This is a genomic window from Aequorivita echinoideorum (assembly GCF_018476645.1).
GTDB classification, from domain to species: Bacteria; Bacteroidota; Bacteroidia; order Flavobacteriales; family Flavobacteriaceae; genus Aequorivita; species Aequorivita echinoideorum.
In genome coordinates, this window is the sequence record NZ_JAHCTB010000002.1 from 641,560 (window position 1) to 662,360 (window position 20,801).

Sequence of the window (20,801 nt, forward strand, 5' to 3'; positions counted from 1 at the left end):
GGTTTCGTTTTTTAGGTAATTTTAAAATCTACAACGGCGCACCCACTGCAATATCACAACGATGACCGGGCTGTCCGTGTGGAGGGTTTACATTACTGTTAGTTGTTGTGTTAGTAGCAGGAGTTTGGGATTGTGCCTGTTGGGCATTTCCGCCATTCAATGGCGCTCCAACCGCTATATCGCAACGATGGCCTGGCTGACCGTGTGGCGGATTGAGCCCATCTTGTGTTGTACTTGACGCTGAATTTGCTGATGGCGAAACTTGTTCCAGCGCGGCTTTATTCTGCTCGAGTGTAAATTCTGTTGGTCCGGCGGGCGTTGCTTCCTTTTCCACTTTGTCATTGCAGGAAATCAAAAAAGCTAGCATCGCAACCAATGGAAGCATGAAATATTTAAAGGAATTTTTTGTTGAATTTTTCATAGCGAATCACTTTAGAGTATTGGGTAAAGCTACTCATTTTATTTCGAAAATTTAAACCGAAAGAATTTCATCTTCGGTTAAAATGGGTTCGTTGCGAAGTCTTAATAGAATTTGTGCAACCGTTACTGTATCTTTTTCGCAATAGATTATAATTCTATCAATATCACCTTCGTTATAAAAAACATTTCGCACTTGGCTTCCGTCGATATCATCTTTTGGGGAGGGAATTCCTAAGATGTGCGCCATCAATTTAAGGGAAGTAAATGTTTTGTAATCCCCAAATTTCCAGAGTTCCAAGGTATCCAGATGAGGCACTTCCCACGGCTTTTTCCCAAAAAGATCCAGCTTAAACGGAAGCGATATAGAATTGATAATCATTCGCCGCGCGATGTACGGAAAATCAAATTCCTTACCGTTGTGGGCGCAAAGAACGTGGTGGGTTTTGTTGAAATGCGTTTCAAGCAGAGTTTTAAATTCTTTTAAAATCTTCACTTCATCGCCGTGAAAACTTGTTACCCTAAAATTTCGAACATCGCCTTTCAACACAAAATAACCTACCGAAATACAAACAATCTTCCCAAATTCTGCCCAAATTCCCGCCCGCTCATAAAATTCCTCTGCCGAGATTTCTTCCTTACGTTGATATTGACTTTTCAGTTCCCAAAGCATTTTTGAAGTATCATCCAATTCCTCAAAATTTTCGTGCTGTGGCACAGTCTCAATATCCAAAAAGAGAATATGCTCCAAGTTGATACGCTTGATCATAGTTTTCGAAAATTACTAATGGGGAGAATTAAATCTAAGGAAAATTAGGGAATTTCAGCCATCATCCCATAAACTTCCGATACAAAAACATAAAAATCTGAACTAAATGGCTTTTCGGTTTTTTCGCCGCGCTTGTGCCCCAAACGAACGATTACTATATCATCTTCAGGAATTACTATAACATACTGCCCAAGAATACCGCGCATGGCAAAGATTTTCTTTCCCATAAAATAGCTGAGCCAAAAACCGTAACCATATTCCTGACTTTCAGCAAAACGAGGCTCAATGGATTTTGCCACAAATGTGGAGTCCAGCAATTGCCGGCCGTTCCATCTACCGTAGTCTTTATATAGTTTTCCAAAACGTGCGAAATCACGTGCATTGCTTCCCAAACAGCAATACGCCTTTACCAATTTGTTTTCAGCATCATCTACTTGCCACAAAGCCGGATTTTCCGCGCCCATTGGTTGCCAAAAACTTTCACGCATATATTCAGCCAATTGCTTTTTGGTCGCTTTCTGAATAACCATCGCCAAAAGCTCCGTATTTCCGCTCAAGTATTTGAACGCTTTACCGGGCGTTTCGGTTACTTGTAGATTCAAAATTGTTTTGCTTAAATCGCTGCCGTAATAGGCGCGTGCAGTCATCCCAAAAGGATTGGAATACGATTCATCCCAATTTAATCCCGAAGCCATGGATGAAAGATCGCCAACAGTTAAACCTGTATCCTGGAACTGCGGATAAAAATCTCCCACTGGTTGTTCCAAACTTTTTATAAAACCATCATCAATTGCTTTTCCCAATAAAGCCGATGTGATGCTTTTTGCCATTGAAAAGGAATTGGTCTGCGATTTTTCGCTGTAACCGTCGGCATATTTTTCATATAAAATACTATCGTTTTTTATGATAAGAAATGCAACTGTCCCCAATTTTTTATTGGTTTCCGAAAGTTTTTCCGAAGCCTTTATAGCATTGTATTTTTTATGAAGCGGCCACGGCTGCGGATTTGTACTGGCAGGAATCTCCTCATTTTCAAAATATTGAAAATCATCAATAAAGGCCGTAGTGTGCCCTGTGAGATATACTACGCGAACACCCTTTAAAATATAACCATAACCCGAAATATAGAGACCAAGCACGAAAATTATAAGCAAAATTGCCAGCCACTTAAAAAATCCAATAAGTTTTTTCATTTAAAATAAGCGTTGTTGTGTAACAGGATTTTCAAGGTTGAGGAGAAACTTTTTTCTGTGCAGCCCGCCAGCATATCCAGTGAGCGAGCCATCTGAGCCTATCACCCTATGGCACGGAATGATTATGGAAATGGGGTTTTTACCGTTTGCGGAAGCCGCAGCCCTTATCACTTTTGGGTCGCCAAGCCTATTTGCCACTGCTTGATACGAAGTAGTTTTCCCGAAAGGAATCTCCATTAATTCTTTCCATACTTTCTTTTGGAAATCTGTTCCCTGCGGATTTAGTTTTAGTCTGAATTTCGTTCGGGTGCCTTCAAAATATTCTTTGAGTTGTGATGCTGTTTCGGCCAATTCAACAGGCATGTCGGTTTCAGAATTTTGATCGGAATCATTTAAAAAACAAACGGAAGCAATCCCGGCATCATCTCCGGTAATTTCCATAAAACCAATTGGAGTATGGATTACAGCACTTTTCATGGTTGCTCTTCTTCGTCTTTGTTTTTTGAATTTTCCGCTTCGTTATTTATTTTTATTCCCATACGCTTTGCCCTGCGTTCCCAATTTTTGCGTGCCTGTAATTGCATATCTTCCACACTATCGCTTTCATCCATAATCTCAAGCCCTAAAAGAGTTTCAATGATGTCCTCCATAGTAACCACACCTATAGTATTGCCAAAATCATCTGCCACGGCAGCAATGTGTACACGCTCTTTTATGAATGTTTCAAACAGATCTGGAATCGGTTTTTCGGCACTTACCACGTACATATCGCGACGAAGGTCTGCCAAGATTTTATCGCCATGGGTTTCAACGATTTCCTCCAGAACCTCATCCCGAAGTACAAATCCCGTAAGATTGTGGGTTTTATTTTTATACACGGGAATTCGGGAAAACTTTAAATTTTTATGGCTGTTGTGAAAATCACTCAGGCTCATCCGTTCATCTTCAAGTGTAACAACCGGGAAAGGCGTCATTACATCCTTTGCCTGTACGCTTTTAAAAACCAATAGATTCTTAATAACTGTAGTTTCATTTTCCTCAAAAACGCCCTCCTCTTCGGCAGCATCGGTAATTGCCAAAAATTCCTCGCGGCTCATTGTGCTTACGTGGGCTGATTTGCCCACCAAACGTGTAATGAGCATCAGCAACCAAAGTATCCCTGTATATTTTAAGGGTAGAATGATTGCTTTCAAGAATAGTGCAGTGAAAGGCCCGAGCTTCTGCCAATAGGTAGCACCAATGGTTTTCGGGATTATTTCTGAAACTACTAAAATTAGCATCGTCATAATGGCCGATACTATCCCGACAATGTTCATGCCCCAGACTTCCACTTTATACGGAAGCTTTTCCGCCTGTACTCCAACCAGTATTGCGCCTACGGTATGCGCAATGGTATTCAGCGTGAGGATGGCAATTAAAGGTTTGTCTATATCTTTTTTGAAATTGGCCAGCACGGTGGCATATTTTTTACCCTCGGCAGTTTTCATACGTATGTATGTAGGTGTAAAACTGAGAAGTGCAGCCTCAAGAATGGAACATAAAAAGGAAAAGAATATTGAAAGTATTGCGTAAAGTAGTAACAGCGCCATGGTTGGTTTTAAATTTCCAACTAAAATAAAGATTTAAAAAACGCTAATACAATAACAAGTTGTTAATTACAAAAAAACCGCCCTTTTCAGGGCGGTTTGGGGAGTTTAACTGGCCTTTACAAAAGGCCTAATGATGCCTTCCCACCGTTTTGCATCCTGAAGACACACAAACGGATCTTTGGAAAGACTATCATCTTCATCATTTTCAACGTAAAAAACAATGTCACTCCTATTGTCCTTCGCTAAAAGTTCCATGGCTACCAAATCCAAAGTTTTTTCGGAGTTTTTTATGGATTTTAGGCGACATTCTTTCACATCGTCCATATTTACTAAGACAAAATCTGCTACCGCATTTCTTTTTGATGAATACACCAGTTTTCGCGAAGCCTCGTCCACGCCTATTACCAGCCGGCCTATCACATCAATTTTATTGAGGTTGGCGCCACGTTCGCCCGCCAGTTTCGTTACTTGTTTTTTTACGTTTTTGTCGCCACTTGAAGCGCTCACTATTAAATAAATGACGGGTATAAATATTAAAAGCACAATAATTGCGCCCACTACTGTTGAATTAAATTCCATGGTTTTAAATTTTTTAAGGTGAAATATTTTAATATCAAAGAGGATTTGGCTTAAAAAAAACCAATCCTAAGCCAATGAAATAATAGAAATCACCAAAAAAAATGAAACGGAAAAAGCAACTGCCCTATCAAGCGGCGTCTGTCTTTTCTGTAATAGGAAGAATATTGAAGCGAAGAAATTTCAACGGTAACAAAGTTGAAATGAAGCTGAAGACTATTGAAAATACCAGCCCCAAAAGTTTCCGTCTGCGGGATGGTTGAAGATACTTCTGAAATAGTGGGTACTTCAAAGAAACTTGATTTTGAACCTTCATCAGAAGATAAAATGGATCCTTCTTTATTTTGAAAAGATTCCGCCAAAGGTGAAAACCCAAACGCTGAAGCTGCAAAGGCTACGAAAAACCCAATGCATAATAACAAGCGCGATAAATGGGAATCAACTCTTTTCACGCAGCAAATGTATGTCAAAATTTAATTCAAAGAATAAAAAATTTAGCCAAGAATTAAAACTTCAATTCAATCTATTTCTTCCTAAACCACTACAGAAGTTTTACCACATCCTTCGCAAAATAGCTGGCGATCATGGTAGCTCCAGCACGTTTTATTGCATTTACCTGCTCCATCATTACGGCGTTGTGGTCAAGCCAACCCCTCTCTGAAGCAGCCTTGATCATGGCGTATTCACCGCTAACCTGGTACACCGCAACGGGTACGTTTACGGCCTCCTTTATATCACGTACGATGTCCAGATAGCAAAGTCCCGGTTTTACCATAACAATATCGGCTCCCTCGTCAATATCCATAAGGGTTTCCTTGATGGCCTCGTCCCTATTTCCATAGTCCATTTGGTACGTCTTTTTATCCTTCGGAATATCTTTCACATCCACTGGCGCAGAATCCAACGCATCCCGAAAAGGCCCATAAAAAGCAGAAGCATATTTAGCGCTGTAACTCATAATAGCCGTATCGCAAAAACCCTCGTCTTCCAAAAGTGTACGGATTTCAAATATGCGTCCGTCCATCATATCGCTTGGGGCCACAACATCGGCTCCTGCTTTTGCGTGGCTTAGCGCCATTTCTGCCAAGACGGCGTTTGTATCGTCATTAATTATTTTTCCTTCTGAAATTATGCCGTCGTGGCCATATATTGAAAAGGGATCCAAAGCCACATCGGTCATGACCACCATATTTGGCACGGCGTCCTTAACCGTTTTTATGGCGCGTTGCATCAGTCCATTTGCGTTCAGTGCTTCCTTGCCGCTATTGTCCTTCAGCTTATCATCCACTTTGACAAACAGCAAAACCGATTTCAAGCCTAGTTCCCAAAGTTCTTTCACTTCCTTTTTCAGCAAATCGAGGCTTAGCCTGTAGTAATTGGGCATGGATGCGATTTCCTCACGTACTCCCGTTCCCTCAACCACAAAAAGCGGGACAATAAAATCATTGGGTGAAATTATCGTTTCCCGCACCAAGCTCCGCATACTTTCACTGGTTCGCAATCTTCGGTTTCTTCTCAATGGGTACATAATTATTGTTATTTTTAGCAGCACAAATTTACCATTATAATCTGAGCCTTCCATCATTTGAACCCGCTATCCTCACTTCATTTTAAATATAACTGGCGCGCATATCAGCAGCGCTTTCTGGATGATTTTCCATTGCATCTGGAGGATGGCCATTTGCATTTAGTAGCGCCTCCCGGGTCAGGCAAAACTGTTTTGGGGTTAGAAATGGTTCGCCGGATAAATAAGAAAACCCTTATTCTGGCACCTACGCTCACAATTAGAAATCAATGGAATGAGAGGATGCAACAGTGTTTTGTAAAAGGTGAAAATTCAATCTCAATTTCCTTTGATATAAAAAACCCTGCTACGATAACTTTTTCCACCTACCAATCGCTTCATTCATTTTTTAAAAAGGATTTGGATGGCTCGCACGAAAAAATTGAAAATCATTTTAAAAAGTCGGGAATTGAATGCATTGTTTTAGACGAAGCGCACCACCTTAAAAATGAGTGGTGGAAGCCTCTTTTCGCATTGAAAAAATTACCCGATTGTATTCTTATTTCATTAACCGCCACCCCTCCCTATGATAGTGATTTAAGTGAAATTGCAAACTATTTTCAACTTTGCGGACCCATTGATATGGAAATTAGCTTGCCGGAATTGGTAAAGGCAGAAAATCTATGTCCCCATCAGGATTATATTTATTTTTCCGAACCCGAGCAAGAACAGATTCGCTACATAATAAAATATAGGGAGCAATTAGTTTCTTTTGTTTCAAACCTAAAAAGCAATATGCAATTCCAAGATTTCATCCTTCGCCACCCATATTATCGTAATACAGAGGATAGCTTGGAAGAAATCTATGAAAATCCAAGTTTATACTCGGCTATACTTATATTTTTAAACTCAATAGATTTCGTTATTCCTTCAGAAAAAATTGAAATTTTAGGTGTAAAATCTAAAAACATATCATTTCCTTCACTGAATTATGAATGGGTTGAAGCTTTGTTACAACCTATTTTAATTGTAAACAGAACCGAATTTATTGAAGACGAGGCACTGCTGGACACAATTGAAAAAGACCTGAGAAAAATTGGTGCCTTTGAAAATAAGCGTATAAATCTTGTTGGTGAAAATCGTTTATATCGCACATTATCGCAAAGTCCCACTAAACTTAAAAGTATTGCTGAAATAGTAAAGGTTGAAGCTTCAAATCTTAAGGAGAATCTGCGGATGGTAATCCTCACGGATTATATCCGAAAAGAATTTTTAGACTTTAAGTATGGTGATTCCATTTCAGAAATAAACAAATTGGGGGTCGTGCCTATATTTCAGTTTTTGCGTCATACCATAAAAAGAGATTCAGAATTATCCTTTCAAAAAAGTAAGCTTGCCGTGCTTACAGGTTCGCTTATTATAATACATAATTCCATTGTTCAAAAATTGAAGGACAAATTCCTTTCGGATGCCTTCTCACAGGAAATATTGTGGGACAGCGAATATGTTTTGATAAAACCTACCGAAAGCGGTAAAATGGAAATGGTTGGCGCAATAACGCAATTGTTTGAACAAGGAAATATTGAGGTGCTTATTGGGACAAAATCATTACTTGGGGAAGGTTGGGATGCACCCGCAATCAACACATTAATTATGGCCTCATTTGTAGGTTCGTTTGTAACGTCCAACCAAATGCGTGGGCGCGCCATACGTATAAATCCGAAGAATCCCGAAAAAATTGCAAATATTTGGCATATTGCCTGTATTGATAAAACTAGCGAGATGGGCGGGGCAGATATAGAGATGCTCATCCGAAGATTTAACGCCTTCTGCGGAATTTCATTGGAAGGAGACTTATTTATAGAGAACGGAATCGATCGGCTGGAAATTGTCCCAAAACTTCCAAAAATTGAAGAATTAAATGAAAAAATGGTTTCTCTGGCTAAAAACAGAAAACAATCAAAAGTTCGCTGGAATGCGGCAATAGGTAACGGAAAAGTTTTGATACGTGAATTGAAATTGAACTTTAACAGAGAATCAAAAGCTAAAAAAACTCGAAAATTCTATTATCGGGATTTGGTTAAATATTCATCCATAGAGCTTTTTTCTCTTCTGCTTCTTTCTCTTCCACAGCTTGTAATAAATAACATCGTAACCTTATTTTCCAAAGGATTGGTTTATTTTTTCTATGCAATTATGAGTGGAATTTTTGTATTGTTTCTTCCCAAAACTATTAGTGCGCTTAAGCTTTATTTGAAGTATGGTAGGCGCCACAAGCAATTGTACAAATTTGCCCAATCCTTAAAAGGAGCAATGCTGGAAAAAGGAATTATTAAAACCCCCAGTTGTGAACTAAATATTATTATTGAAGAAAGCAACGATGGTGGAATTGCATGTTTTTTGACAGGTGCTTCCGTTAAGGAAAGCTTATTATTTGTTGACTACTTGGAAGAAATTTTAGCACCAATTGAAAATCCCAGATATTTGATAACCAAATCCGGGTGGCTGCGTAAAAAAGTCGGGGTTTCAAATTATTACAGCGTTCCAAAGGTATTCGGTGAAAGAAAAACGGACGCTGAAATATTTTTTGGGCATTGGCAAAAATTCCATAGCAATTCACATTTAAGCTTCACCAGAAATAAAGAAGGCAGAAAATTATTGCTGAAAGCCCGGTTTCATTATTTTCAAACGGAAGAAAAATTAATTTCCAAAAAAGGATTGATTTGGAAATAAAAAAATTAAACCCACTCCTTCGGATTCTGTAAAACGGCAACCAACTTCGCTTCCTCGCTTCCCGCTTTCGGATGATGATCATATTTCCACTGCACTACCGGTGGCAAACTCATTAAAATACTCTCAATGCGGCCATTGGTCCTTAACCCGAACAGCGTGCCCTTATCGTGAACCAAATTGAACTCTACATACCGCCCACGGCGGATTTCCTGCCAATCCCGTTGCTCTTTGGAATATGGTATATCCTTTCTTTTTTCAACGATGGGAAGATAGCAATCCAAAAAACTGTTGCCCACCTCGGTCACAAAATGATACCAATCCTGCATTTTCATCGCTTCATTTTCCTTCAAATAATCGAAAAACAATCCGCCAATGCCACGTGCCTCATTCCTGTGCGCATTCCAAAAGTACTCATCGCACCGTTTTTTGTAGTTCTCATAAAATGTGGGATTGTGTTTATCGCAAGCATTTTTGCAAATTTTATGAAAATGTTTGGCATCTTCCTCAAAGAGATAATAGGGCGTTAAATCTTGTCCGCCGCCAAACCAGCTATCTACAATATTACCTTCGGCATCGTACATTTCAAAATAGCGCCAGTTAGCGTGAACCGTGGGCACAAAGGGATTTTTCGGGTGAAGCACCAGACTGAGTCCGCAAGCAAAGAAATCGGCATCCTTTACGCCAAAATATTGTTGCATGCTTTCCGGCAACTTCCCAAATACCTCGCTGGTGTTTACGCCGCCTTTTTCAAAAACAGCACCGTTCTCAAAAACGCGTGTTCTGCCGCCACCACCTTCGGGTCGGGTCCAATTATCTTCCTTGAATTTTGCCGAACCATCCATTTCTTCCAAAGCGGAAGTGATCTGGTTTTGGAGATTTTTAATGTATGTAACAAATTGTTTTTTCATAAAAGTTTCTTTTTCTGCAAAATTGTTCACTTTATTCTTTGTAGATGAATCTCCTGCAAGGTGTTGCCGCAGGCCACCTTGTAGGTCTTCACTGCCCAAAACTTCCTCAATTACATCTATTTTTCCTTTGTGCGAATCTTTCATATTTTCTAATGAATCGAAGAGATTGTTTATGACATATTCCTTAGAGATATTAAAATATTCTGGTTGACTCTTTTTCAAATAATGATGAAATGAAGAATATTTAAAATTTTTGTAATCCTCAAATTCTGATGGATTTTTATGTATATAAATCAATAAATTTTTTAAATAATTCTCATCCGTTATTTTTTTTCTTTTGAAATGCTTTTCGAATAAACTTCCAGTTCTTCCTACAAATTTGTTATATGCCTTTGCATAGGCATTTAAAAAATTGGAAATGTTTTTGGTAAATTCATTTCCTTGAGAATCAACTTTTATTAGAAAGTGAAAGTGGTTATCCATCAAACAATAAGCATAAACCTCAACATTTGATGACATATATTTTCCAAATAACTGAAGAAAATAACGCTTGTTCTCATCAGTTTTAAAAATAGTAGCTCCATTTATTCCACGGTTGTATATATGGTAATAATGCGATTGTTCTATTTTTTCTATCCTCATAATAATCGTTAAATTAAACCTACAAGGTCTTAGAGACCCTTGCAGGATGTCTTGGAGACCTTGCAGGATGTCTTAGAGACCTTGCAGGAAGAGTCGATAACCTTCAACGTTTCCGTACTCGCAGCGGTTACAGATAGCGGCAACACCATAATAATTCCAATAACGGGTATTAGCAGCATCAGCATGAAAACTATTCCATTACCAATAGCCAAACCGCGATTTCTCTTAACAAATTGTATGCTTTCCCGATACTTGAAATGTCGTTCCAAGGTATAATCCATATTCCCAAAACCAGCGTAGTAACTTTGCATCACAAATAGCAATACCGAAGAAATTACACCAACCACAGGGATAAATCCTATCAAAATTATGGGAATGGTAAGCAGTAATTCCATCAACAAATTGCGCACATTAATGCGCACTCCGCGCCATAACTGTTCCGTATTTGTGGTTTTTCTATGTGAATGATTTTCCCCAAAAAGGTGCTTTTCAATTTTCTCCGAAACCGGACTCATAAAAGGTGCGCTCAAAGCCATAACTATATGGCGGTAGAGAATTATTCCCAATGTGACGATGATAATTCCCCCAATGAAATTACTTATGGATCTAAAAGTTTCAGCACCCCACTCCCAAAACCAGATTTTAGAAATAATGGCTCCCAAATTATCGCTCAAGCCCCACGCTGAAAAACCAATCAAAACCGCAGTTAAAAAACTGATTGCCATAGGCACGCCAAAATACTTCCAAAGCTTAAGTTTATTGATAAGCGCAAAAGTCCCGCCGTATGCTTTTATTGCTTTTAGAATGTTTGTGAGCATATGCATTTTTTATTTCGACTTGCAAGGTTTTTTCTTTATACCTACAAGGTCTTGGAGACCTTGCAGGATGTCTTGGAGACCTTGTAGGATAGATTATTCAATATAAACCAATTTATTTCTGTGACTTTCAATTTCCTCAACATTTGCAACCCTTTGCGCTTCATCCATTTTAACTTTCAGAAAATCAATAACTTCTTCTTCGGAAGCATCTTTAAGTTCTTTAAAATAATTTCTTCCCATTTTATTGTTATGAAGGTCCATAGCCTTTTCCAAAGGTTTATTCGGCATTAATTTTTCGTGAAATGAAGTTATCTTTTCCGCCCACGCAATCGATTTGTTAGTCCTACTTGGTTTTAATGACCTTCCACGAGCAGTAGTGTATTTGCATATCAAAATATTCCACAGCGCATGCCTAAAAGCGTTGGTACTATTGTTTTTGTGATGTTCCTTTCCAAAAAGAGAATCACAGATTTCCATCGTTTTTTTCGTTGCCTTGAATGTGGGCCAAACCATCAACGGGTTTTGCAGACCCACCGCCGCCAGTCGCCATAATTTAGCGAAATTCAGCTCACTTATGCGCGACAGCATATTCATTTACCCAACCCGGTATTCCTTTACTGCTTCAATAAAAGCACCGGCATTTTCCAACGGAATATTCGGTAAAATACCATGTCCGAGGTTTACAATATATCGGTCTTTTCCGAATTCATCAATCATTTTCTTTACCATCTTCTTTATTTCTGAAGGTGGGCTAAAGAGTCGCGTAGGGTCAAAATTTCCCTGAAGGGTGATTTTTCCGCCAGTCAAATAACGTGCGTTTTTTGGTGAACAGGTCCAATCCACGCCCAACGCCGAGGCGCCACTTTTTGACATTACATCCAGCGCAAACCAACATCCTTTCCCGAAAGCGATAACGTGTGTTTCATCTTTTAGGGCATCAATAATCTGCTGAATGTATTTCCAACTGAATTCTTGATAATCCGAAGGCGAAAGCATACCGCCCCAACTATCAAACACCTGCACGGCATTTACGCCAGACTTCACTTTTTCCTTTAAATAAAGAATGGTGGTATCCGTAATTTTTTGAAGCAATTGGTGCGCTTCTGTAGGTTTTGTAAAGCAGAATTGCTTTGCGATGTCAAAGTTTTTGGAACCTTGCCCCTGCACACAATAGCACAAAATAGTCCACGGGCTGCCCGCAAAACCAATCAGCGGAATCTCATTGTTCAATTTTTCCTTTGTCATTTTTATGGCGTCCATCACATACCCCAATGTTTCGTTGATGTCTGGCACAATAACGCGTTCCAAATCTTTCGCAGCGCGGATGGGGTCCGGTAGCCAAGGCCCCACACCGGGCTTCATCTCTACGTGAATATTCATCGCCTGCGGAATCACCAAAATATCGCTAAACAATATCGCGGCATCCATTCCGTATCGGCGGATGGGCTGTACGGTAATTTCGCTTGCAAGTTCAGGCGTTTGGCAGCGCGTGAAAAAATCGTATTTCTGTTTTATTTCTTGGAATTCCGGTAAATACCTTCCTGCTTGGCGCATCATCCAGACGGGCGGTCTTTCCACGGTTTCACCGCGTAGTGCTTTTAAAAATAGGTCGTTTTTTATCATTTTTTTTTAGCTTTTGGCTGTTGGGTTTTGGGTTTTGGCTGTTGGGTTTTGGCTGTTGGCTTTTGGGTTTTGCTTTTGGCTTTTGGCTCTTGGCTCTTGGCTCTTGGCTCTTGGCTGTTGGCTCTTTAACTATGTGTTTTTATTTTTGTTATTAGACTATTGATCATTTTTGCTTCAGAATTTAATATTTGAAATAAATCATTTAGCTCTGTTTCCTGTAAAAAATCCAACCGTATGCAAATAGTTAATTGGGTTTCTACTTCAAACAATGAACCCATGGCAATTTCCAAAAATCGTTTAAATTCTATTTCACTATTTCTGCTACAGCCCTCAGCTATGTTTGAAGGTATAGAAATGGCAGCTCTTGTAATTTGACTTTTTAAACCAAATCGTTCATCAATAGGGAGTTTTACCGAAATTTCATATATTTTTTCAACAATGAAAATTCCATTTTTCCATATTTCAAGCTCTCGGAAGTTTCTCATTATTTTCGCAATTAAGTGTGTTGGCTCTGTGTCGCTAACTTATTCTGTTATTTGATAGTATTTGTAATTTTGGATTTTTTGGATTTTTTTTCTAAGAGCTAACGGCCAAGAGCTAAAAGCCATTCAAGCTTTTCACCGTTTTCGTAATTACACTTTCTATAGTCGTGGTGTTTGCTATTACCACGTTTTCTGTATATTTTTTGGCTTCATTGGCAGTTGATTTTCCTATACAAATCATCATTGTTGAATATATATGGTTACCTGCGGCATTACCTTGCAGGTTTGCTTCGCAATAGCTTCTCACGCCACTTGGACTGAAAATAAGAATGGCGTCAAAAGTTCTTTGGAATTTCTTCGGATTCAGTTTCGTTTTATATACTTCAATTTCTTTCAATTCAATACCGTTCTCTCTCAATTTTGAAGGAATTTCATCCTTTCGAATATTTCCGCAGAAAAAATGAAACGATTCATTTTTATGATTCTCCACGATAAAATCTGCCAATTCGGAAGCATATTCACTCATTTTATTCACCTTAAAACCATTTTGCTCCAAAAGTGATTTTGTTTTTTCACCCACACAGAAAGCGTTCTCGACTGCGCTCGAATGGACATTTCCAACGAATGACTTGATGGCATTTTGGCTGGTAAAGATTGCATTTTCAATACTTTTAGGCGCTTCAAAAGAAACAAGGTCAATATTTATGGCATCGTATTCCACCAGCGAAATCCCCGCGTTCAGCAATAGCGATTTTTGGTTCAGCTTCAATTTTTTAGTTGATAAAACCGTCGGCATTGCTTTTTAGATATTTTTTGATGTCGCTATCCTTTCCAAAAACCACCAATATATCGCCCCGCTGGTACACCACGTCTGGCGTGGGGAGCCCAGCCACTTCGCGCTTTTCCAATTTTCTTCCCAAGAGATTGGTATGCTGTTTTTTCCGGATGATGGTAATGATGTTCAAGTTGTGGATTTCACGGAAGTTTGAGGATTGAATGGTTTGCCCCACCAATTCCTTACTAACCTCAACTTCGGAAACCAGATATTCCTCATCAATTTCGAAATTGTCTATACTTCCCTTCAGGTTTATTTTTTTGGTAAACCGCTCGGCATATTCCTGCTCTGGGTGGATAATCTGATCCACGCCCATAGCTTCCAAAATAGTATCTTCCAACGCAGATGCAGAACGTGCGATGATCTTTGCCTTTGTGAGTTTCTTGACGATTGCCGTGCTCATAATGGAGGCTCCGTTACGCTCGCCAATGGCAATAATTGCCAAGTCTGCATTGTTGAGCGGCAGCGCATTGTAGGCAGTTTCATTGGTTGCGTCGAGCGCTACGGCGTGGGCAACCTTGTTCTTTACAAGCTCCACTTTTTCCAGATCGTGATCTGCCACAATCACCTCATTCCCAGTGTTGGATAGGTTAATGGCGAGGGACATTCCGAAGTTTCCGAGACCAATGACTACAATTTTCATACTCTATTTTTTTCCGGCGGTAACCGATTTAATTTATTAAAATATTCTCCTCGGGATAGGTATAATCCGTTTTCCCGACACTTTTCAGCAGACCTATCATTAAATTGAGCAGGCCAATCCTTCCAAAAAACATCAAAAAGATAATTACATATTTGCTGTTTTCCGAAAGTTGGGAGGTAATGCCCAGCGAAAGCCCAACGGTACTGAATGCAGAAAATACTTCAAAAGCAATCTGTAACAGCGAGAATTCTGGATTAAAGATAAGCAACAGCAGGATACCCGTGCCAATGCAAGCAAGCGAAATGGATATAATGGCGAAAGCGCGCTGAACGGCTTCGGTGGCCACGCGGCGTGTTCCTATTTCAATGTATTTTTTGTCCTTCGCAATGGAAAATATATTTAGGGTTGCCAATGCAAAGGTGGTCGTTTTAATCCCGCCACCCGTGGAAGCTGGCGAAGCCCCTATCCACATTAAAAAAATCATAAACAGAATTCCGGGAATGGTAAAATCTGCGAAATCTACTGTATTGAACCCCGCAGTACGTGCCGTCACCGAAGAAAACATAGCCGTGGTAAACTTTCCGAAAGCGGTTTGATGGTTCAATAAATGCGTACGCTGTTCCGAAAAAAGAAAGAACAATGCCCCTGCAGCTATGAGGATTGCGGTGGTGTACAGAACGATTTTCGTGTTCAGATTTATTACGCGGGCGATAAAAACCTTTTTCTTTTTGTTGAGAATGTTATGTATAAATTGCTTGAGGTACTGAATGATGTTATCCGCAATATGATAGCCGAGGCCACCAAAAACGATGAGCGCCATAACCACCCACTGCATATAGTAGTTAAAACGAAGGCTTATATCGTAAAGTCCATTTGATGCCAAGGAAAACCCAGCATTGCAATAGGCTGAAATGGCGTGGAAAATAGCAAAAAATCCTTTGCTTTTAAAGGAAGCGTTTTCTTCCAGGGAATGATAGATAAGCGCAGCACCAATGGCTTCCAGTACCAGTGAAAAAAGCACTATCTGCATAACCGTTTTCATTACACTGTTCAGTTTTTCGTGGCCAATAATGTCTTTCATATAGAGACTTTCCTTGAAAGAAGCGCCACTTTTGAAGAAATATGCGAAGAAGGAGGTAAAGGTAAGCATCCCCAGACCGCCCACTTGGAACAATATCATAATAACCGTTTGGCCGAAAGGTGTAAAATCCTTTGCGGTATCTACTACTATCAGGCCTGTAACGGCTGTGGCGCTGGTAGCGGTAAAAAGCGCATCAGTAAATGTAATGCCCGCGGTGGTGGCGCTTGGCAATAACAGCAAAAACGTTCCGGCAAGTGCAATAATGGCAAAACTACCCACGAAGAGAATGGCGGGATTGAAGTACAGGCCATATATTTTCCGAAGAAAAAAAGTGAGGCGGATAAAAAAGTAAATGAGAAGTCCATATTCTATGACGTAGCGCGCATTGAAAAAAGTTTCCACGAAAGAGGTTTCGTAGTTGGCCAAAATAATAATTACTTCCAGAAATACGAGAAGCAATAGTATGATTAGGCTTATACGCGTGCTTCGCCTGACCGTAGTTTCGTTTTTAAACCTGTAATATTTGTAGCAATTGAAGGCGATAAGCGCAAAAAGTAGGGTGGGCAACACAATGAGTTTATAATGCCTAAAATCCTTGAAGTTTTCGTACCCAAAATCGAAAATAAGAAATGCGAGAAGAATCAAGTCCAGAAACCAGACTGCAATGTCTGTGGTCTTTGTTTTGTTCCAAAGACTCATACAAGTTTTTCTTTAATCGATGCCATCAATTCCGCGCCGCCGTTGCCCAAAATTTCCAGGGCGCAATCCCTGCCAAGACGGAGGTTATCCTTAAAATGGGAAGTTTTCAATTGCTCTTCAGTTATTGCTGAATTCTTTTCCAATTCAATCTTCGTTTTTCCATCCAATGAAAAGAGGCAGCCCTTAAACCGTATTTCAGAATCCATAATTTCTGCTGAAGCCCCAATGGGAGCGGTACATCCGCCTTCGAGGGTGCGGAGGAAGTCACGTTCCAAAAAAGTAGCCAATTCAGATTCCGGATGGTTCAGTTGCGCTGTGGCTTCCCTTGAAAATTCATCCTTTTCCAAAGCCACTACGACCATAGCTCCCTGCGCCGCGGCGGGAAGCATCCAGTCAAGGTCCTCCCCAACCCCTCCAAAGGAGGGGCTTTTAATACGTTTGCCATCAACAAATCCCAGACGCTCCAATCCTGCTTTCGCAAAGATGGCTCCTTGCCAATTATTGTCATTTAATTTTTGAAGGCGTGTGTTTACATTTCCACGTAAATCCACAACAGTGTGGTGCGGGTATCGGTGGAGCCATTGCGCTTTTCGGCGTAGGCTTCCCGTGGCAATGGTGCAGGGACTCTCAAAATCGACCGTGCCTTTTGTTACCAAAATATCTTCCGTAGCCTCGCGCTCCAGGACGGCAGTCTGCACGATGCCTAGGGGCAATTGGGTAGGAACGTCCTTCATACTGTGCACGGCGATATCCACGGTGCCGTTGAGCATGGCAACATCCAGCGTTTTGGTGAATATTCCGGTAATTCCCATTTCGTACAGCGGTTTGTCCAGAATAAGATCGCCTGTGGATTTTACGGGAACCAATTGGGTGGTGTAACCCAACGCCTCGAGTCTGGATTTTACCGTGTTTGCTTGCCAAAGCGCCAATTCACTGTCGCGCGTGCCAATGCGGATTACCTTTTTCAATGGGTAGAAGTTTCAAGTTGGAAAACCCTTCGAATGAGTTCAATACTTTCGGAAGAACCTTCATCGCCTTTAAGATGATTGGCGAAGTGGGTCGTAATTTTCTGTATTAACCTATTGCTGATTATTTCGGCCTGTTCTTCATTGAACCCGTTGATTTTCTTTCTTTGGAAATCAATTTCACCTGCCTTTATTTCTGATAATTTTGTCTTTAAAGCCTTGATGGTAGGGGCAAACTTTCGGTTTTCCGCCCACTGATTGAATTCGGTTTCAATTTCAGCAATGATACTTTTGGCCAAAGGCAATTGGGAAGTCCGCTTTTCCAGCGTTTGGTCCGTTACCGCGGAAAGATCGTCCAAATGGACCAAGGTAACCAGTTCGTTTTCCAGCACATCATCCGAAACATTTTTTGGGATGGAAAGATCCAAAATGAGCAACGGCTTTTTGATGTACAGCAATTCCTTTGAAATGGTGGGCTGCTGTGCGCCGGTTGCGACTACAAGTACATCGGTCTGGGCGATTTCACTCTGTATGTCCGCATAGTCCTTTACTATTAGGTTGAATTTACCCGCCACTTTTTCGGCTTTGTCTTTAGTCCTGTTTATAAGGGTAATGTGTTTGTTCTTGGTGTGTTTTATCAAGTTTTCGCAGGTATTTCTTCCTATTTTTCCTGTTCCGAAGAGCAGAATATTTTTTTCAGAAACATAGGGAACGCGGGCAATAATGTACTGCACAGCCGCAAAGCTCACAGAGGTTGCGCCAGAGGAAATGCCCGTCTCGTTCTTGATGCGCTTGCTTGCCTGTATTGCGGAATTTGCCAAACGCTCCATAAATGGGTTGATGATCCCCATTTTCTTTGATCTTTTGAAGCTTTTACGCAATTGGCTTATAATTTCAAAGTCGCCCAATATCTGACTGTCCAAACCTGTAGCCACGCGGAAAAGGTGGGACACTGCCTCTTTATCTTTGTGAACGTACGCCACTTTTTCAAATTCCTCCACGGTACCGTTGGTATGCTCGCAAAGCAATTTTATGAGTTGGAATGAATTCTGCGCAAAGCCGTATAATTCGGTGCGGTTGCAGGTGGAGACTACGGAAAGGGACGGAATCCCCTCAGCTTTGGCTTGCTCGAGAATACGCTGGGTGGCCATTTCAGAAATGCTGAAATGTCCACGTATCTCGGCATCTGCCTTTTTGTAATTGAGGCCGATGGCGTAGAAATGACCTTCGGGAACTATTGAAATATATTTTTGGGAAAGGTTCTCCATATAAAACAGGGCAAATGTAAGGGCATCCTTTTTTAAAAAATAACGCCAGCGGTATCTTTTGTGTCGCTACCTGTTAATTTTCCTTAAAATTTAGATATTTCCCTTCTTGAATGCAGTAAATTCGCAGTTCAAACGGCCATAGCTAACCGATTAATTTAGAACTATTCTAAATAGAAATACATATAGATTGCCATGGAAGCACAAAAAAATGTCGCTACAAGTTTACTTGCCGAAAAGGTAAGTTTTTATGAAGAGACTACCATCGATTCTGGTTTCTTTATTTTGAAATTCAGTAATGAAACCAATGAAAACCAGCATTTTAAAAGAGAGGTAAGTTCCAATTTTGTGCAGTTCCATTTTTGTATCAAGGGCTCTGCGGCGTTTATATTTAATGAAGGGAATTATGTGCTTCCGCTAAAGGAGGAAAATTCACTTTTACTCTACAACCCGCAGCGCGATCTACCCCTGGACCTGACACTACACCCCCATTCCTGGGTACTTTCGGTGTTGCTTCCCATCAATAAATTCCACGGCTTTTTTTCTTCGGAAGCCAATTATATTACCTTTTTGAGCGAGGAGAACAAGGACCGAAAATATTACAAAGATGCCACTATTTCACCCTCGATGGCCATTGTGCTCAACCAATTGATGAACTACAATCTGCACCCGAGCGTAAAATCGCTTTATTTTAAGGGAAAAGCCTATGAACTTATAAGCCTCTATTTTAATCGCCCTGCGGATGCCGATGTGGAGCAGTGTCCCTTTTTGGCCGATGAGGAAAATGTTTCAAAAATAAAGAAGGCGAAGCAGATTATGGTCGCACGAATGGCGGAACCTCCCACGCTGCAAGCGCTTGCGGACGAAATAAACCTGCCCATAAATAGGCTAAAGGAAGGGTTTAAACAAATTTACGGGGATTCGGTTTTTAGTTTTCTTTTTGATTATAAAATGGAAGTGGCGCGACAACTTCTGGCCACCGGCTCACACAATGTAAACGAGGTGGGACTGAAAGTGGGCTACAGCACGGCAAGCCATTTTATTGCTGCGTTTAAGAAGAAATTTGGTACTACTCCTAAGAAGTTTTTGATGGGGATTAGTTAGGTGGTGGTTGATGGTTGATGGTTGATGGTTGTTGGCTGTTGGCCTTTGGCCTTTGGGTGTTGGGGGTTGGGTGTTAGCCTTTAGCCTTTGGCTGTTGGCTGTTCTCTGTTCTTTGTTGTGGGTTGTCTGTTCTCGGTTGTCTGTTTTCTGTTGACTGTTTTCTGTTGTGGGTTGGCTGTTGGCTGTTGGCTTTATTGGCATATATGTTTTTTGATGATATATTCTGTAATTGGTTTTAGGGTCTTTCCTGTTTCGGGATGTTTGGCAAGAGCAGTAAAATATTCATAATCATTCCTTGCATTTTTTCCATACCAAATACGCTCCGTGCCATCGTTATTAAAAAATTTTGTCTTGCAGCTGGGTCTTATTTTCTTTAAATACTGATAGTGCTCCTCGTTATATAATTTCAAAATTCCATTTTTAAACAAGTCCGCATCAAATGAGCTCAGTTCGTAATGATCTTCTTTCCAAACCATCCATTTTTGTCTGCTTGTATACAGATAAATGGAAGTAACTACCACAATTAGTACGGCTACAATTGCCAAAATATTCCTCGTATTCCATTTTCCCTTGGTTGAATTTTCTAATCTATTTCTATTCTGTGCTTTTGTTTCATTATTTGCGAGCAATAAGGCATCCTCGTCAATAGCTTTCATTTCTCTTTCTTTTCGTTTTTCATTTTTCAATACAAAATCCTCATAATTTTCATATCCCAAATACTTAGCCAATGCCAAAAGCACTTGGGGTTGGGGTATTTCTACTTCCTTTTCAGGATTGTTTTTGGCCTCTTTATAATAAAAACCTAACCTTTTTTCGCCGTAGATAAAATCCTTGGAAATGATTGCGGAAAGTTCTTTCGCACACCTATGGTCTGAAGGGGTTACTCCATCTTTTTTTAATTCGGTGCGAACCTTTTCAAAAGCGTTAATTAATAATTTACAGTGCATAAACCTTG

At 40.2% G+C, this 20,801-nt stretch carries 21 protein-coding genes and 1 pseudogene; 2 read left to right on the plus strand and 20 right to left on the minus strand.

Going from position 1 to position 20,801, the window contains the following annotated elements; genetic code table 11:
• Positions 1 to 28 precede the first annotated feature (28 nt).
• The 8 genes from KIV10_RS06745 to hemB form a co-directional block, all read right to left on the minus strand.
• Positions 29 to 421: a hypothetical protein gene (locus KIV10_RS06745; RefSeq protein WP_246516218.1), complete on the minus strand. Its 393-nt coding sequence runs from the start codon at positions 419 to 421 to the stop codon at positions 29 to 31.
• Positions 422 to 472: 51 nt separating this feature from the next.
• The gene (locus tag KIV10_RS06750; protein WP_214112708.1) at positions 473 to 1,186 is read right to left on the minus strand and encodes a 3'-5' exonuclease; all 714 of its coding nucleotides are present in this window, start codon (positions 1,184 to 1,186) and stop codon (positions 473 to 475) included.
• A 44-nt stretch (positions 1,187 to 1,230) separates the two neighbouring features.
• Positions 1,231 to 2,379 (minus strand): serine hydrolase domain-containing protein, encoded by a 1,149-nt coding sequence (locus KIV10_RS06755; protein ID WP_214112709.1) that lies wholly within the window; start codon positions 2,377 to 2,379, stop codon positions 1,231 to 1,233.
• Positions 2,380 to 2,856, minus strand: coding sequence for a methylated-DNA--[protein]-cysteine S-methyltransferase (locus KIV10_RS06760; protein WP_214112710.1), 477 nt, complete (start codon positions 2,854 to 2,856; stop codon positions 2,380 to 2,382).
• Positions 2,853 to 3,968 (minus strand): CNNM domain-containing protein, encoded by a 1,116-nt coding sequence (locus KIV10_RS06765; RefSeq protein ID WP_214112711.1) that lies wholly within the window; start codon positions 3,966 to 3,968, stop codon positions 2,853 to 2,855. The genes KIV10_RS06760 and KIV10_RS06765 overlap by 4 nt, the downstream gene beginning before the upstream one ends.
• Before the next feature lie 105 nt (positions 3,969 to 4,073).
• The gene (locus KIV10_RS06770) at positions 4,074 to 4,547 is read right to left on the minus strand and encodes a hypothetical protein (RefSeq protein ID WP_214112712.1); all 474 of its coding nucleotides are present in this window, start codon (positions 4,545 to 4,547) and stop codon (positions 4,074 to 4,076) included.
• A gap of 89 nt (positions 4,548 to 4,636) precedes the next feature.
• On the minus strand, positions 4,637 to 4,996 hold the full coding sequence (locus KIV10_RS06775) for a hypothetical protein (RefSeq protein ID WP_214112713.1): 360 nt from the start codon (positions 4,994 to 4,996) through the stop codon (positions 4,637 to 4,639).
• Positions 4,997 to 5,085: 89 nt separating this feature from the next.
• Positions 5,086 to 6,072 (minus strand): porphobilinogen synthase, encoded by a 987-nt coding sequence (gene hemB / locus KIV10_RS06780; RefSeq protein WP_214112714.1) that lies wholly within the window; start codon positions 6,070 to 6,072, stop codon positions 5,086 to 5,088.
• Between the two features lie 57 nt (positions 6,073 to 6,129).
• On the opposite strand from hemB, the gene KIV10_RS06785 reads away from it, so the two are divergent.
• Positions 6,130 to 8,781: a DEAD/DEAH box helicase family protein gene (locus tag KIV10_RS06785; protein WP_214112715.1), complete on the plus strand. Its 2,652-nt coding sequence runs from the start codon at positions 6,130 to 6,132 to the stop codon at positions 8,779 to 8,781.
• A 5-nt stretch (positions 8,782 to 8,786) separates the two neighbouring features.
• Here the strand turns inward: KIV10_RS06785 and hemF are convergent, their stop codons facing one another.
• The 11 genes and pseudogenes from hemF to hemA all read right to left on the minus strand — a co-directional run bounded on the left by hemF (position 8,787) and on the right by hemA (position 18,745).
• Positions 8,787 to 9,689, minus strand: a complete 903-nt coding sequence (gene hemF, locus KIV10_RS13900) for an oxygen-dependent coproporphyrinogen oxidase (RefSeq protein WP_246516227.1) — start codon at positions 9,687 to 9,689, stop codon at positions 8,787 to 8,789.
• Between the two features lie 291 nt (positions 9,690 to 9,980).
• Positions 9,981 to 10,331 (minus strand): annotated as a pseudogene (locus tag KIV10_RS13905) (transposase); the annotation flags it as partial.
• A 29-nt stretch (positions 10,332 to 10,360) separates the two neighbouring features.
• Positions 10,361 to 11,149, minus strand: coding sequence for an EI24 domain-containing protein (locus KIV10_RS06795; RefSeq protein WP_214112717.1), 789 nt, complete (start codon positions 11,147 to 11,149; stop codon positions 10,361 to 10,363).
• A gap of 93 nt (positions 11,150 to 11,242) precedes the next feature.
• Positions 11,243 to 11,737 carry a DUF6973 domain-containing protein gene (locus KIV10_RS06800; protein ID WP_214112718.1) on the minus strand — a complete coding sequence of 165 codons (495 nt, stop codon included), beginning with the start codon at positions 11,735 to 11,737 and terminating at the stop codon, positions 11,243 to 11,245.
• Positions 11,738 to 11,743: 6 nt separating this feature from the next.
• Positions 11,744 to 12,772, minus strand: a complete 1,029-nt coding sequence (gene hemE, locus KIV10_RS06805; RefSeq protein ID WP_214112719.1) for a uroporphyrinogen decarboxylase — start codon at positions 12,770 to 12,772, stop codon at positions 11,744 to 11,746.
• Positions 12,773 to 12,897: 125 nt separating this feature from the next.
• Entirely contained in the window at positions 12,898 to 13,257 is a 360-nt protein-coding gene (locus KIV10_RS06810) for a four helix bundle protein (RefSeq protein WP_214112720.1), read from the minus strand.
• A gap of 112 nt (positions 13,258 to 13,369) precedes the next feature.
• Entirely contained in the window at positions 13,370 to 14,050 is a 681-nt protein-coding gene (locus tag KIV10_RS06815) for a uroporphyrinogen-III synthase (RefSeq protein WP_214112721.1), read from the minus strand.
• Entirely contained in the window at positions 14,028 to 14,732 is a 705-nt protein-coding gene (locus KIV10_RS06820) for a potassium channel family protein (protein WP_214112722.1), read from the minus strand. The genes KIV10_RS06815 and KIV10_RS06820 overlap by 23 nt, the downstream gene beginning before the upstream one ends.
• A gap of 28 nt (positions 14,733 to 14,760) precedes the next feature.
• On the minus strand, positions 14,761 to 16,512 hold the full coding sequence (locus KIV10_RS06825) for a TrkH family potassium uptake protein (protein ID WP_214112723.1): 1,752 nt from the start codon (positions 16,510 to 16,512) through the stop codon (positions 14,761 to 14,763).
• Positions 16,509 to 17,480: a hydroxymethylbilane synthase gene (hemC, locus tag KIV10_RS06830; protein WP_214112724.1), complete on the minus strand. Its 972-nt coding sequence runs from the start codon at positions 17,478 to 17,480 to the stop codon at positions 16,509 to 16,511. The genes KIV10_RS06825 and hemC overlap by 4 nt, the downstream gene beginning before the upstream one ends.
• Positions 17,477 to 18,745 (minus strand): glutamyl-tRNA reductase, encoded by a 1,269-nt coding sequence (hemA, locus tag KIV10_RS06835; RefSeq protein ID WP_214112725.1) that lies wholly within the window; start codon positions 18,743 to 18,745, stop codon positions 17,477 to 17,479. The genes hemC and hemA overlap by 4 nt, the downstream gene beginning before the upstream one ends.
• A gap of 192 nt (positions 18,746 to 18,937) precedes the next feature.
• Between hemA and KIV10_RS06840 the strand changes: the two genes are divergently transcribed.
• Complete coding sequence (locus KIV10_RS06840) at positions 18,938 to 19,846, plus strand: AraC family transcriptional regulator (RefSeq protein ID WP_214112726.1); 909 nt, start codon at positions 18,938 to 18,940, stop codon at positions 19,844 to 19,846.
• A gap of 191 nt (positions 19,847 to 20,037) precedes the next feature.
• Here the strand turns inward: KIV10_RS06840 and KIV10_RS06845 are convergent, their stop codons facing one another.
• On the minus strand, positions 20,038 to 20,793 hold the full coding sequence (locus KIV10_RS06845) for a hypothetical protein (RefSeq protein WP_214112727.1): 756 nt from the start codon (positions 20,791 to 20,793) through the stop codon (positions 20,038 to 20,040).
• Positions 20,794 to 20,801 lie beyond the last annotated feature (8 nt).

Bases quoted from the DNA above. Each gene is read 5' to 3' on its own strand.
- KIV10_RS06845 (WP_214112727.1), bottom strand. From the start codon at position 20,793: ATGCACTGTAAATTATTAATTAACGCTTTTGAAAAGGTTCGCACCGAA.
- KIV10_RS06755 (WP_214112709.1), bottom strand. From the start codon at position 2,379: ATGAAAAAACTTATTGGATTTTTTAAGTGGCTGGCAATTTTGCTTATA.
- hemB (WP_214112714.1), bottom strand. From the start codon at position 6,072: ATGTACCCATTGAGAAGAAACCGAAGATTGCGAACCAGTGAAAGTATG.
- KIV10_RS06750 (WP_214112708.1), bottom strand. From the start codon at position 1,186: ATGATCAAGCGTATCAACTTGGAGCATATTCTCTTTTTGGATATTGAG.
- KIV10_RS06820 (WP_214112722.1), bottom strand. From the start codon at position 14,732: ATGAAAATTGTAGTCATTGGTCTCGGAAACTTCGGAATGTCCCTCGCC.
- KIV10_RS06810 (WP_214112720.1), bottom strand. From the start codon at position 13,257: ATGAGAAACTTCCGAGAGCTTGAAATATGGAAAAATGGAATTTTCATT.
- KIV10_RS06840 (WP_214112726.1), top strand. From the start codon at position 18,938: ATGGAAGCACAAAAAAATGTCGCTACAAGTTTACTTGCCGAAAAGGTA.
- KIV10_RS06745 (WP_246516218.1), bottom strand. From the start codon at position 421: ATGAAAAATTCAACAAAAAATTCCTTTAAATATTTCATGCTTCCATTG.
- KIV10_RS06825 (WP_214112723.1), bottom strand. From the start codon at position 16,512: ATGAGTCTTTGGAACAAAACAAAGACCACAGACATTGCAGTCTGGTTT.
- hemE (WP_214112719.1), bottom strand. From the start codon at position 12,772: ATGATAAAAAACGACCTATTTTTAAAAGCACTACGCGGTGAAACCGTG.
- hemA (WP_214112725.1), bottom strand. From the start codon at position 18,745: ATGGAGAACCTTTCCCAAAAATATATTTCAATAGTTCCCGAAGGTCAT.
- KIV10_RS06765 (WP_214112711.1), bottom strand. From the start codon at position 3,968: ATGGCGCTGTTACTACTTTACGCAATACTTTCAATATTCTTTTCCTTT.
- hemF (WP_246516227.1), bottom strand. From the start codon at position 9,689: ATGAAAAAACAATTTGTTACATACATTAAAAATCTCCAAAACCAGATC.
- KIV10_RS06770 (WP_214112712.1), bottom strand. From the start codon at position 4,547: ATGGAATTTAATTCAACAGTAGTGGGCGCAATTATTGTGCTTTTAATA.
- KIV10_RS06760 (WP_214112710.1), bottom strand. From the start codon at position 2,856: ATGAAAAGTGCTGTAATCCATACTCCAATTGGTTTTATGGAAATTACC.
- KIV10_RS06795 (WP_214112717.1), bottom strand. From the start codon at position 11,149: ATGCTCACAAACATTCTAAAAGCAATAAAAGCATACGGCGGGACTTTT.
- KIV10_RS06815 (WP_214112721.1), bottom strand. From the start codon at position 14,050: ATGCCGACGGTTTTATCAACTAAAAAATTGAAGCTGAACCAAAAATCG.
- KIV10_RS06800 (WP_214112718.1), bottom strand. From the start codon at position 11,737: ATGCTGTCGCGCATAAGTGAGCTGAATTTCGCTAAATTATGGCGACTG.